This is a genomic window from Saccharicrinis sp. GN24d3, assembly GCF_052400645.1.
Classification (GTDB): Bacteria; Bacteroidota; Bacteroidia; order Bacteroidales; family Marinilabiliaceae; genus Saccharicrinis.
Map to the genome: position 1 here is coordinate 50,178 of NZ_JBQTGI010000016.1, position 14,167 is coordinate 64,344.

Annotated in this window: 8 protein-coding genes; 3 read left to right on the plus strand and 5 right to left on the minus strand. The window is 42.0% G+C overall.

The annotated features are described in order from the left end of the window. Nucleotides 1-2,636: 2,636 nt before the first annotated feature. The gene (locus tag ACT29I_RS18265; protein WP_444794079.1) at nt 2,637-3,743 is read right to left on the minus strand and encodes a nucleotidyltransferase family protein; all 1,107 of its coding nucleotides are present in this window, start codon (nt 3,741-3,743) and stop codon (nt 2,637-2,639) included. Between the two features lie 1,624 nt (nt 3,744-5,367). On the opposite strand from ACT29I_RS18265, the gene ACT29I_RS18270 reads away from it, so the two are divergent. From ACT29I_RS18270 to ACT29I_RS18280, 3 genes are all read left to right on the plus strand, one after another. Continuing rightward, on the plus strand, nt 5,368-6,543 hold the full coding sequence (locus ACT29I_RS18270; RefSeq protein WP_444794080.1) for a glycosyltransferase family 4 protein: 1,176 nt from the start codon (nt 5,368-5,370) through the stop codon (nt 6,541-6,543). A gap of 76 nt (nt 6,544-6,619) precedes the next feature. After that, nucleotides 6,620-7,798, plus strand: coding sequence for a glycosyltransferase family 4 protein (locus ACT29I_RS18275; RefSeq protein ID WP_444794081.1), 1,179 nt, complete (start codon nt 6,620-6,622; stop codon nt 7,796-7,798). Between the two features lie 237 nt (nt 7,799-8,035). Beyond that, the gene (locus ACT29I_RS18280) at nt 8,036-8,290 is read left to right on the plus strand and encodes a four helix bundle protein (protein WP_444794132.1); all 255 of its coding nucleotides are present in this window, start codon (nt 8,036-8,038) and stop codon (nt 8,288-8,290) included. A 183-nt stretch (nt 8,291-8,473) separates the two neighbouring features. Here the strand turns inward: ACT29I_RS18280 and ACT29I_RS18285 are convergent, their stop codons facing one another. The 4 genes from ACT29I_RS18285 to ACT29I_RS18300 all read right to left on the minus strand — a co-directional run bounded on the left by ACT29I_RS18285 (nt 8,474) and on the right by ACT29I_RS18300 (nt 13,877). Beyond that, nucleotides 8,474-9,820, minus strand: a complete 1,347-nt coding sequence (locus tag ACT29I_RS18285) for a hypothetical protein (RefSeq protein WP_444794082.1) — start codon at nt 9,818-9,820, stop codon at nt 8,474-8,476. A gap of 486 nt (nt 9,821-10,306) precedes the next feature. Further along, nucleotides 10,307-10,684: a GxxExxY protein gene (locus ACT29I_RS18290; protein ID WP_444794083.1), complete on the minus strand. Its 378-nt coding sequence runs from the start codon at nt 10,682-10,684 to the stop codon at nt 10,307-10,309. A gap of 927 nt (nt 10,685-11,611) precedes the next feature. Further along, nucleotides 11,612-12,661: a CgeB family protein gene (locus tag ACT29I_RS18295; protein ID WP_444794084.1), complete on the minus strand. Its 1,050-nt coding sequence runs from the start codon at nt 12,659-12,661 to the stop codon at nt 11,612-11,614. Between the two features lie 91 nt (nt 12,662-12,752). Continuing rightward, the gene (locus ACT29I_RS18300; RefSeq protein WP_444794085.1) at nt 12,753-13,877 is read right to left on the minus strand and encodes an ATP-binding protein; all 1,125 of its coding nucleotides are present in this window, start codon (nt 13,875-13,877) and stop codon (nt 12,753-12,755) included. Between the last annotated feature and the right edge of the window lie 290 nt (nt 13,878-14,167).

Here is a 14,167-nt window from a genome sequence, read left to right on the forward strand (position 1 = left end):
ATAAAGTTTTTTGATTTAAATGTGTTATTATTTATTGTACAGGTAATACTACTTAAATTATAAAAAATATAGATTATCCGTCAATACCCGGACAAGTATACCGGTATTTCCGAAATCGGTTTGATCTAAAGTGTTCCGGATGTTTAACCTATATAGCTCAAAAATAGAAAAAAAACAGAAACCCTAAACCGAATAGATCATTTTATTCATCCCACCGGCTTTCGTTTAAAGCCGGATAGGCTACTTCGTTCCAACAGGTAGTTGATGAAATTAGGGTTAATCTCCCCCTTAGCAAAGGGGGCGGTACATATTCATGCTGCAATTATAGCCTTGCAAGGGGATTGGTCCTGGAGGGATACCATCTAATGGCAATTCCCCCGTACGATGCTGCATTGCTGCAATTCATCCGGGTTATCTTTTTTCATGTAACATGCCTCGCTCACCCCTGGCCCCTAAAGGGGAAGTCCTTCGCACTGTGAGGGTCGGAGGGTGCCATGTGCCGATTTTCCGCCAAAGTTTAAACGATTTTTTTTGTGTCGGACAGGCTACTTCGTTCCAACAGGTAGTTGATGAAATTAGGGTTAATCTCCCCCTTAGCAAAGGGGGCGGTACCTATTCATGCTGCAATTAAAGCCTTGCAGGGGGATTGGCCGTGGAGAAGTAAATGTCAATCGCCCGTACGATGTTGCATAGATGCAATTTATCCGGGTCATCTTTTTCCATGTAACATGCCACCGTTCACCCCTGGCCCCTAAAAGGGAAGTCCATTGCACTGTGAGGGTCGGAGGGTGCCATGTGCCGATTTTCCGCCAACGGTTAAATCATCTTTTTTGTATCAGGATAGGCTACTTCGTTCCAACAGGTAGGTAATGGGTTTCGGAATAATCTCCCCCTTAGCAAAGGGGGCGGTAAACACAGTGGCTAAAAATAGAGCCTTGCAGGGGGATTGGTCCTGGAGGGATACCATCTAATGTCAATCGCCCGCAGGATGTTGCTTTGTTGCAATTCATCCGGGTCATCTTTTTTCATGTAACATGCCTCCGTTCACCCCTGGCCCCTAAAGGGGAAGTCCATTGCACTGTGAGGGTCTAGAGAGTGCCATGTGCCGATTTTCCGCCAACGGTTAAATCATCTTTTTTGTATCGGACAGGCTACTTCGATCCAACAGGTAGTTGATGAATTTAGGGTTAATCTCCCCCTTAGCAAAGGGGTGTTAAATATAGTGGCCAAAAACAGAGCCTTGCAGGGGGATTGGTAATGGAGGGATACCACTGATGTCAATCCCCCGAAGGATGCTGCATTGCTGCAATTCATCTGTGTTCCCTTTTCCTTGTAACATGCCACGTTCACCCCTGGCCCCTAAAGGGGAAGCCTATGCACTGTGAGGGTCGGAGGGTGCCATGTGCCGATTTTCCGCCAACGTTTAAACGATCTTTTTTGTATCGAGACTGGCTGCTTCGTTTCAACAGATAGGTAATGGGTTTAGGAATAATCTCCCCCTTAGCAAAGGGGGCGGTACATATTCATGCTGCAATTATAGCCTTGCAGGGGGATTGGTCCTGGAGGGATACCATCTAATGGCAATCTCCCGTACGATGTTGCTTTGCTGCAATTTATCCGGGTTCCCTTTTCCTTGTAACATGCCACGTTCACCCCTGGCCCCTAAAGGGGAAGTCCATTGCACTGTGAGGGTCTAGAGAGTGCCATGTGCCGATTTTCCGCCAAAGTTTAAATACTTCGTTCATCAGGTAGGTTATGAATTTAGGGTTAATCTTCCCCTTAGCAAAGGGGGCGGTAAATACAGTGGCTAAAAACAGAGACTTGCAGGGGGATTGGCCCTGGAGGGATACCATCTAATGTGAATTCCCGTACGATGCTGCATTGCTGCAATTCATCCGGGTCATCTTTTTCCATGTAACATGTCACCGTTCACCCCTGGCCCCTAAAGGGGAAGTCCTTCGCACCGTGAGGGTCGGAGGGTACCATGTGCTGATTTTCCGCCAACGTTTAAACGTTTTTTTTTGTATCGGACAGGCTACTTCGTTTCAACAGATAGGTAATGGGTTTCGGAATAATCTCCCCCTTAGCAAAGGGGGCGGTAAATATTCATGCTCCAATTATAGCCTTGCAGGGGGATTGGCCGTGGAGAAGTAAATGTCAATCTCCCGTACGATGTTGCTTTGTTGCAATTCATCTGGGTTCCCCTTTCCTTGTAATATGCCACGTTCACCCCTGGCCCCTAAAGGGGAAGCCTTCGCACTTTGTGGGTTGGAGGGTGCCATGTGCCGATTTTCCGCCAACGTTTAAACGATCTTTTTTGTATCGGGACAGGCTTCTTCGTTCCAACAGCTAGGTGATGAATTTAGGGCTAATCTCCCCCTTAGCAAAGGGGGCGGTACATTTTCATGCTGCAATTATAGCCTTGCAGGGGGATTGGTTCTGGAGGGATACCATCTAATGTGAATTCCCCCATAGCGTTATGGTGGCCAGACTGGTTCGAGACTGCCCTCCTTCCCGACGATAAATATTGGTGCAGGTTTGCATGGGGGAATGTCGATCGCCTGCACTGGCAACGCTTTCCGGCTGGACTGTGCTTTGTCGATTGTTGGAGGGGAAGTGTCACACCCTTGCCTGCATTACCTGCTTTTTGAAAGAAACATTCGAAAAGATCTTGTAGTAACCGTCCATAGTCTTTTGATCAAAGAAGTCACCCTGGTGTTGTCACCCCTTAGTAGGACACTTTTAATAAACCGTAATTTGTTCCCCAGTCCTTTGGTATTCTTTAATCGTTCAAATGCTATGGCGTAACTGTAATCCGTGTTTTGCTGACCGGATTCTTGTATAAGCCGCACAAAAACAGATGATTCAGTGGTTGACAAGGAGCCTTGAAGGCTTTTGGGAACAAATTCAAAACGATAGTCGAACAGAAACTCGGCTTTCTTCATTACATCCAAAACAGGGACTTGGATATTTAGCTGCTGGATGATCTTCGTCAGCTCTAACTTATCTGCTTTAAAATATTCTGACTGAGAAAGCAATACCAAATCCAGAAACCAGCTTAAGCGAATCCCTCCTCTTCGCATGGTTGAATATGCATGCATACACAGGTAACAAAAGTTGAGCATGGGAGGTAATGTGAATACATTGTCGTATTTGATCAGGCTCTTTTCGATAAGGTCATTGGGAATTTGATAATCTACGTCCAGGGGAAACAGGCTGGTATGTAATTCAATCAAGACACCTTTGAAAATAATTCCAGGTAAATGATGACCTGTCTTTTTATCGTGCGCTGCCTGTTTTTCGCCTGAGTGTTGGGCTCCTTTGCTTACGAGTAAATCGAAAGCCTGTTGCGCTTGTCCGTACATAATTAGAATATCCAGATCGCTCATCGGGCGGGTATTAAAATCCGGATAAATGTATTGAGCGAGGAAAATACCTTTTAAGGGTACAAACGAAAGATGATGTGCATTCAGCAATTCCTGAATTTCCTTCCAGACATTTTGAATGCGCGTGTTTCGGAACAGGGCGTTAAAATAGTCCTTTTTTAAAATCGGGTAGAGTTCATCGGGGATAATCTCTTTATTGTCTTTGATGCGATGAAAAAGATAAGGTGATAATCCATTTTTTAGGGCAAACAAATGTGCCTTCTCTATAGAAAATGCCTCGTTGGGTCGGGTAATCTTTCCCTGGATCCAATCCAGGAGAATGATTTCTTCATTCGTAAAGTATCCCTGTTTTGTCATAGTCGGCACAAAATAATTCTATTTTTTCTTTTATCCACAGATTTACGTTGTGTAATTAGGGAATTCGCTTTTACATTTCAACTTCTTCATGCCTGCCAAAAAGTGGTTTACATCCCTTGTGCTGCGTATTGGGTTTCGGAATAATCTCCCCCTTATCAAAGGGGGCGGTACATATTCATGCTGCAATTATAGCCTTGCAGGGGGATGGGTCATGGAGGGATACCATCTAATGTCAATCCCCTGTACGATTTTGCATTGTTGCAATTCATCCGGGTCATCTTTTCATTCTAACATGCCACGGTTCACCCCTGGCTCCTAAAGGGGAAGTCCTTTGCACTGTGAGGGTCGGAGGGTGCCATGTGCCGATTTTCCGCCAACGGTTAAATCATCTTTTTTGTATCGGACAGGCTACTTCGATCCAACAGGTAGTTGATGAATTTAGGGTTAATCACCCCCTTAGCAAAGGGGGCGGTACATATTCATGCTGCAATTATAGCCTTGCAGGGGGATGGGTCATGGAGAAGTAAATGTCAATCGCCCGTTCGATGTTGCTTTGCTTCAATTCATCCGGGTCATCTTTTTTCATGTAACATGCCACGTTCACCCCTGGCCCCTAAAGGGGAAGTCCATTGCACTGTGAGGGTCGGAGGGTGCCATGTGCCGATTTTCCGCCAACGTTTAAACCATCTTTTTTGTATCGGGACAGGCTACTTCGATCCAACAGGTAGGTAATGCGTTTCGGAATATTCTCCCCCTTGGCAAAGGGGGTGGTAAATATTCATGCTGCAATTATAGCCTTGCAGGGGGATTGGCCCTGGAGGGATACCACTGATGTCAATCTCCCGTACGATGCTGCATTGTTGCAATTCATCTGGGTTCCCTTTTCCATGTAACATACCACTTTCACCCCTGGCCCCTAAAGGGGAAGCCTTTGCACTGTGAGGGTCGGAGGGTGCCATGTGCCGATTTTCCGCCAACGTTTAAACGATCTTTTTTGTATCGAGACTGGCTGCTTCGTTTCAACAGATAGGTAATGGGTTTAGGAATAATTTCCCCCTTAGCAAAGGGGGTGGTAAATATTCATGCTGCAATTAAAGCCTTGCAGGGGGATTGGCCCTGGAGGGATACCATCTAATGTCAATCGCCCGTACGATGTTGCATTGCTTCAATTCATCCGGGTCATCTTTTTTCATGTAACATGCCACCGTTCACCCCTGGCCCCTAAAGGGGAAGTCCATTGCACTGTGAGGGTCGGAGGGTGCCATGTGCCGATTTTCCGCCAAAGTTTAAACGATTTTTTTTGTATCAGACAGGCTACTTCGTTCCAACAGGTAGGTAATGCGTTTCGGAATATTCTCCCCCTTGGCAAAGGGGGCGGTAAATACTTCATGCTGCAATTATAGCCTTGCAGGGGGATTGGTAATGGAGAAGTAAATGTCAATCTCCCGTACGATGTTGCTTTGTTGCAATTCATCCGGGTTTCCTTTTCCTTGTAACATGCTATGGTTCACCCCTGGCCCCTAAAGGGGAAGTCCCAGGTGGTTTCGGCTTTGTGACGTTTCAACTTTACAAACTTTATATTCTTTCAACTTATTCTCTATCTTTAAAGCCTAAAGTAAATTTCATGCAAAAGAAGAAGATCCTGATTTTTATCGACTGGTTTCTGCCGGGGTATAAGGCCGGCGGGCCGGTACGATCCATGGCCAATATGGTGGAGTATCTAAGAGATGAATATGCGTTTTATATTGTTACCAGGAATACGGATTATACGGAAATTATGCCCTACAAAGGTATCGAGCCCAATCAATGGACTGACTTTAGTGAGGGGGTAAAAGTATATTATGCCGCTGCTGAAAACCAGAACCTATCAACATTTAAAAATATTATTTCATCTACTACATTTGATGTTGCCTACATAAATGGAATCTATTCCTGGAAATTTTCAATTATGCCATTGATTGCATTGAGAAAGTTTTCGGGCAAAAAAGTAGTGGCTTCCAGGGGTATGTTGGCACAGAGTGCTATCGATGTTAAGGGAGGTAAGAAGAAGCTGTTTTTGAAGTTGGTAAAACTATTCAATTTATATAAGGGAGTAACTTTTCATGCCACCAACGAAAAGGAAAAGGAAGATATAAATGGGATTTTGGGTCTAGGGTTAAAGGTTCAGGTAGCGGATAACTTACCTAAGAAGACGTTGCCCGAAGAGAAAAGTATAAATAAAGTTGGCGGGGAACTAAAACTGGTTAGCCTGGCCCGTATTTCGCCGGAAAAAAATACTTTGTTTGCCATTGAATGTTTGTTGGAGCTGGGAAAAGTGGAAGGCAGGATCTCCTTTGATTTGTACGGACAGGTCTATAACCAACAGTATTGGGAAGAATGCAAAAGCGTTATTGTTAAATTACCCGAAAACATTAAAGTTACCCATAAAGGTACTGTTGAAGCTGATCGGGTAGGGGATACCATTCAAAATTACCATGCCCTGTTTTTGCCCTCCAGAGGTGAGAATTTTGGCCATGTGATATTGGAAAGCCTGATGGCCGGCCGGCCTGTTTTAATCAGTGACCAGACACCGTGGAGAGGACTAACTGGTCGTAAAGCAGGCTGGGATATTTCGTTAGTTGAAAGTCGAAGGTCGAAAGTCGAAAGTCAAGGAAACAGTTGGGAGGGTGTGTTGAATTTGTTGAAGGAGATGGAACAAGAGGAGTTTGAAGGGTGGTGCGAGGGTGCCAGGAAGAGGGCAGAAAGGTTTATCCATGATCCGGGATTGGTTAAATCGTATGATCGGTTGTTTAATATCTAAACTTTTTACCTGCGCTAACCGGTCTCTGACGCTGTCAGGGTGAGTAGGGGATAAACAAAACTAAACGGGGAAAACAATGCCTAACAAAACAAAAGTCACCTTCTTCTTTCGTAAACCACAAGCACAATACTTTAGTATCGAAAAAGTGTTTGAACAAGTCATCGCTCACTTACCGGAGCAGGTAGAACCTACTATTTATAAACTTAAAAATGGAACATCTGGTTGGCTCGGTAGATTGAAAGCTCTTTTTGAAGCCAGAAAAAACAAAGGTGACATCAACCACATTACAGGAGATATAACTTTTATTGCATTGGCTCTGCCTAAAAAAGGACTTATTGTTACTTATCACGACCTGGAATCCTTGGCTGACTATAAGGGATGGCGGTTTAAAATTTTAAAGTATTTGTGGGTGACAATTCCGGTTAAGAGAGCACGGGTAGTTACTGCTATATCCTATCATACCAAAGAACAATTAGTAAAATGGACAGACTGTGATTCTTCTAAGATTGTGGTTATCCCAAATCCATTGCCGGATGAAATTACCTATTCTCCCAAAGCGTTTAATAAAGAAAAGCCAACCATTCTAATCATGGGGACAAAGCCCAATAAAAATGTGGAGGGGATATTGGAGGCAGTTGGAGCCCCGTCTGTCGGACTGACAGAGAAGCGACCCCGAAGCCAAATATACTCGAAAGAATCGGGATTTCACTTCGCTCAACATCCCGTCGCAAAAGAATCACTTAATGATCGAAGGGAAGGTAGTCAGCAGTCATTGGTCAATAGTGAAAACGAGCCACAAGCAACTTGCCACAAGCCTTCGTCCATCCGCCTAATTATTGTTGGAAAGATGACTGAACAGCAGCAGGCATTGGTGGATAAATACAAACTTGAAGTTGAAAACCTGGTACAGGTTCCTTACGAGGAAATTTTGGATGCTTACAGGCGATGCGATATGCTATGTTTTCCCAGTTTTTACGAAGGGTTTGGTCTGCCCATTATTGAGGCGCAGGCTACAGGAAGACCAGTGGTTACCTCCAATTTTGGGGCCATGAAAGAAATTGCAGGAGGTGCTTCTTTATTGGTTTGCCCGAATAATATGGATGAAATTCAACAGGCAATTGACAACCTAATAATGGATGAGGAAGTAAGAACCAGGTTAATTGAGGATGGCGCAAAGAATGTGGCACGGTTTAAGGCAGGTGTGGTTGGTAAAATGTATGGGGAGGTTTATGAGGGTGTAGGGAGTAGGGTATAGAATGTAGGGTATAATAGGGAATAGGGTATTGAGTATTGGGTATAGGGTATAGGTGGTGGGTTATAGGAGATGAGGTAGTGGTTTGCTAACAGGATTTAGGAATCAATATTTTAACAATTTATCCTTTAAAATATGGAAAGATTTAACTTTAAACAATTGAATGTTTGGCATAAAGCAATGGATTTTGCTGATAGGTGCCTTGATATTACTGAAAAAATAAACTGACATTATAGATTAATAGAACAACTTGAGGCAGCTTCAGCTTCGGTTCCACAGAACATTGCTGAGGGCAAGGGACGCAATTCAGCAAAAGATTTCGTTACATTCCTGTATTATTCCAGAGGATCACTTTTTGAATCATTAACGGTACTCTATTTATTTAGAAGGAGAAATTATATTTCCGATGAGCAACTTGTAGAGCTTGAAGATGAGGCATTTGAAATTCTAAAAATGATAAATGCACTTATTTCCTCTAAACAACCAAAACCCTAAACCCTAAAACCTACACCCTAAAACCTATACCCTACAACCTACACCCTAAAACCTATACCCTACAACCTACACCCTAATCCCTAAACCCTAAAACCTATTTTCTCCATCCCATTTCCTCCATCCTATTTTCTATACCCTAAAACCTATACCCTACAACCTACATCCTATACCCAAAACCCTGACTTACACCCTCACTCTCCACTGCCTCTTTATAAACCACAATAAACCAAACACCAATACGCTCGCTTTAATCAAGTGATTTAAAACCACCACGAATTCCGTTTCCGCCTTAATCACCTGCAAAAATAATATGGGACTCCAAATTAACAGGGTAGGGTAGAAGTAGCTCCACCGGCTCAGTTTTTTCCAGAACCAGCCCACAAATAAACCCCAGCAGAACATAAAAAGTATACCTCCCCATCGGCCATAGTTGGCATAACCCTCTCCGGCCAGACTGATACCCATACTGGTGTTTTCGCCAAGTGGGAGACCCGTAAAACGCATAAAATTATCCCTTCCCCCTGCTTTCTTTTTATTGGGCGCTAAAAAACGGGGCAATAAACTGGCTGTTATTCCTTCGGTGATGGTAGACCCCCCGGCATAAGGTTCCCGCTCGGGTATGTTTTTCATGACAGCCGATATAATCCATCCTTGATTTAAGCGGGCATTCATATCCTCATCAGAGCTGGGGTTAACGATACGCCCATTGGACCATTGTTCGGTGGCCAGACCTACGAATAGGGAGACCTTATTACCTCCATATCCATTTTTTAGAAAAGTACGGTATTCGTGTTTTACCGATTGTATGGTTATAGCCAGAAACATACCCAATATGGCAATGATTAATTTTGACCCCATAGATAATTTTAATTCCCGCGCCACAAAGGTAAAGGTAAGCATAGCCCATAGCAATAAATCATGGAACATACCGGAAGCAATAGAAGCTAAGGCGGTAAAAGACATTACCCCTGCAAATATAGCCCAGCGGTTAGCGGAGGGAGAGAACAGCAGATAGATAGCGCCCACATATTTGACATTGGCCAGCAAGAAAAATACAAAGCGCAGTGATGCCGGAATAAATGCGTTTAAATAAGGAATCAGCAGCCCTGCCGCAACGAGGATATAGGGTAACCTGGGATAGGAATTTAAAAGGTGGGAGACTCTGGCTCCAATCGCATTCAAATCGGATTCGTCTTTATAAAACAGGGTACCTAAACGAAACATGATAATGGCAGGGACGGCATAGGCCATATACTGTTCTTCGGGTACATACATATAGTACTTAAAATGTGTAACATCGTTATGGTAATCGATATAGGGACCCAGGATCCATTGCAGGGCGGCCAGGGCAGTCATTAAATCAATAATAGGGATTTTATGCCCCATATTAAGGATAACCCGGTACACATAAAAACCGGTAAAGGCCAGGCCAATAGATGTCCAGGTCTGCAGCCCAAATGCAACGATGAATAACAGTGTAGCAGGGAGAATCCAAATCCAGCCTTTTTCTTTTTGTAAGTTTTCTAACATGAATATCGATTGGCAGGGCTAATATAAAAAAAATAATAACCGCAAAGATCGCAAAGATTTTAATAACCGCAAAGAACGCAAAGATTAACCGCGGAGAACGCAAAGAATAGATTAACCGTAGAGTGCGCAAAGTAATTTTAAACCGCAGAGGTCGCAAAGGGAAATTAACCGCAGAGGTCGCAGAGTTTTTCTTTTTAAATGGAGAGGTTGTAAAAATATTTTCTCAGCGAACTTGGCGTAACCTTAGCGTCTTGGCGGTTCCCTCTTTTAACCGCAGAGTGCGCAAAGAATTTTTTATCGAAGAGATCTCTATTTTTTTCTTAGCGAACTTGGCGTAACCTTGGCTTCTTGGCGGTTCCCTTTTTTTAACCGCAGAGTGCGCAGAGTAATTTTAAAACGCAGCGTGCGCAAAGTTTTTTTTCTAGCGGCCTTAGCGCATCCTTAGCGTCTTGGCGGTTCCCTTTTTTAAGCGTCCTAATGGTTAATTTATAATTTATTGACTACTCTTTTAATACCTTGTTTTAATAAAGCTACATTGAAGTTAATCAGCAAGCCCAGTTTATAATTTCCCAGTTTCATATAGGTGAGTGTTTGTGCTAAATGAACGTCGTTTAAAGATTCCACACTTTTAAGCTCGATAACCACTTTATTTTCAACTAGTATATCTATCCTGTATCCACATTCAAGATTTACCCCTTCAAATACCAAAGGCATAGGTTTTTCTACTTCTATTCTTAAACCTTCCTGTTTTAACTTATACCCTAAACATTCCTGATAGGCTTTCTCAAGTAACCCGGGACCTAAGGCTTTATGGACATTTATTGCAGCTGATACTACTTTGGAGGCTATTTCGTTTTCGGTCATAAAAGGAAGTTTAAAGAAGTTTCAAGTTAACAAAAAAAGATTAACCGCAGAGTACGCAGAGTTTTTCTTAGCGAACTTGGCGTAACCTTGGCGTCTTGGCGGTTTCCTTTTTTAACCGCAGAGGTCGCAAAGAATTTTTTATCGCAGGGATCGCTATTTTTTTCTTAGCGAACTTGGCGTAACCTTAGCGTCTTGGCGGTTTCCTTTTTTAACCGCAGAGGGCGCAAAGAATTTTTTATCGAAGAGATCTCTATTTTTTTCTTAGCGAACTTGGCGTAACCTTAGCGTCTTGGCGGTTCTTTTTTTAACCGCAGCGTGCGCAAAGGGAAATTAACCGCAGAGGTCGCAGAGTTTTTCTTTTTAAATGGAGAGGTTGTAAAAATATTTTCACAGCGAACTTGGCGCCTTCTCAGCGTCTTGGCGGTTTCCTTTTTTAACCGCAGAGGATGCAAAGAATTTTTTATCACAGAGATCGCTATTTTTTTCTTAGCGAACTTGGCGTAACCTTAGCGTCTTGGCGGTTCCCTTTTTTTAACCGCAGAGTGCGCAGAGTAATTTTAAACCGCAGAGGTCGCAAAGAGAAATTAACCGCAGAGGTCGCAGAGTTTTTCTTTTTAAATGGAGAGGTTGTAAAAATATTTTCTTAGCGAACTTGGCGTAACCTTGGCTTCTTGGCGGTTCCCTTTTTTAACCGCAGAGGGCAAGTTTAACCGCAGAGGTCGCAAAGAAAAATTAAATCGCGGAGTACGCAAAGGGAAAATTTCTTAGCGTCCATTGCGCCTTCTTGGCGTCTTAGCGGTTCCTATTTTACCGCAGAGAACGCAAAGTTTTAATTAATCGCGGAGGTCGCAAAGGTTTTTTTTAGCACCTTAGCTGTTTTTTTTCTTGCGTCCTTAGCGCCTACATAGCAGTTCTTTGGTTTTTATGTTACTTCAATATATTTATCTGATGAAGCACAGATCTTAAAATCGATTCGTAATCCCTACCATCTTTATGCACTCTTTCGGTTCCTTTGTGTGTGCGTACTTCCAACTCATCTAAATGATTTTGATAATACTTTATCTTCTCGATCATTTCTTCTGCACTGTCGTAAAAAATAGCTTCTTCTTCGGTAAAAAATGATATAGTTTCTTCGTTGCGTTCCGTTATCAAAGCAGTACCACAGGCCGGTATCTCAAAGGTGCGGGTAGTGTGGAGTTCGGGAAAGTTTTTGGATAACATACCAATGCTAAAGTAGGCAGAGGAGATAAAACGGGTATAGTCTTTCGAAAATAACCCTTCACCTACGTAATTTAAGTAAGTTGAGTTTTTATTTTTTTCCACAAATGCGCTCCATCCTTTTCCTGCCAGTTTAATTTTTATTTGATGATCGATCAACATTTGTAGCATTTCCTCCCGGCTAGGTTCACATAAACCTATAAAAGCCACAGATGCTTTTTTCTCATTAAATGGTATAACAGGTTGATGTAAGCTTTTATCAAAGCCTTGTGTGGTGACAATCAGTTGGTCGTTTTCGATGTATTTGGTATATTCTTTAACCTCAGCTGTTTTTGTTGTTATGAGGTAGTCGTATAGCTTAATGTTCTTATTAAAGAGAACCGACTGGTTTCCATAAAAAGCCATGTCAGGGGTGAAGTGGACCAGTTTATCGGTGAGTGATTTAAGGTATTGGGTGGTTTGGGGTGTAAGGAAGATGGCTTTGTCTACCCAAATCAGGTTAAATTGTTGAGTTGTTGAGTTGCTGAGTTGATTTAGGACGTATTTGTTGACTTTTGAAATCAGTGGGCCTCCTTTGTATCTGAAACCTAAGGAACGCCATATGCGATGGGTTTGAAAAAAGGGAATATGGGTGTTAATAATGTGGAAAGTTACCCCTCTATCCCCTAAAGGGGAGGTACCCAGGATTTGTTTAAGTTGGTCGGCTCGCATTTTACTGGTGGTACCATTAGTGTATTGACCGATATATAGGATGTTCATACATTAAGATTTAGGATATTAGAGTGTTAGGTGGATAGGTTAATAGCTCGTTAGAGATAATGTGTCTAGTGTTTTTACGGTAGTTTATGGTTTAATTAATAAGCAAGTCTTCAAAATTTTCCGGATTAATCACTTTGGTGTCACACGGCAGGTAATTTTGGGTGAATGTTGTTGGGAATTTAACTTTTTTTCTGCTGTTCCATTTTATTTCGTACGCTGTATATTTGGCTTCTGTTTCTAAAATTAAATCTATTTCTTGTTGTTGATATGTTCGCCAGAAATAGAATCGACCATCTTGATCCTGATAGTGATATTGTTTCATTAGCTCAGAAATAATGAAATTCTCCCATAATGCCCCCATATCATTACGTAATTCAATAGGTCTAAAATCGCCTATAATGGCATTGCGTATCCCGTTGTCGTAAAAGTAAATTTTTCGACTGGTAGCAATTTCATTTCTTAAATTCCGACTAAATGGTGGGAGTTTAAATATTACAAAAGCCTTTGCTAACAAGTCTATATATTTTTCGATTGTAGCCCGATCTATGCGCAGCATGGAGGATAGCTCGTTGTAATTTACTTCCGATCCCAGCTGAAAAGCTAAAGCCATTAGTAATTTATCTAATAGCTCAGGCTTTCTGATTTGATCATGTTGTAATAAGTCTTTATAAAGATAGCTTCCGGCCATACTTTTTATGACTCTTTCCTGTTGCTTTGGGGTGGATACTACCTCTGGATACATGCCATATATCAGTCGTTCATCTAGTTGTAATCTTGCATCTAAAAAACCAAAGGTATTCACCATTTCCTGCCATGAGATGGGATAAAGCCTGTATTCCCATTTTCTCCCTGTTAGAGGTTCGTTAAACGAACTGGATAACTCTAAAGCTGATGAACCACTTAATAGTAACCGTGTATCATTAATTTGATCATGAATAATTTTTGCACTTAAACCAATGTTTTTAATGCGTTGTGCTTCATCAATAAAAATGGTTTTAAATGAACCTATAATTTGGCGTAGTTTTTTTTCGCCGGCATTTTCCAGAATAGCTCTTATTTCAGGATCATCTCCATTTAGATAAAGAAATTCACCTTTTGACTTACATAAATTGCTGAGTAAAGTTGTTTTACCCGATTGACGAGGGCCAAGAACTATGATGACTTTGCCTGAATCCCATTCCTTATTAATTGTGTTATATAGTATTCGATCTATCATTTTACTCAAATATATAGATTGTAATCATCTAATTTAATAAAAATAATAGATTACTATGCTGTGGTTTCAAAAAAAATCATGAATATTACTTGAAATAATCGGCAACATACTGGTGGTACTGTTAGTATATTGACCGATGTAGAGGATATTCATTTTTCATTGTTTAACCGCTTAATTATTAACCGCGGTAGTCAAAAAAATATTTTCTCAGCGAACTTAGCGCCTTCTTAGCGTCTTGGCGGTTTTCTTTTTTAACCGCAGAGGTCGCAAAGAGAAATAATCGCAGAGTA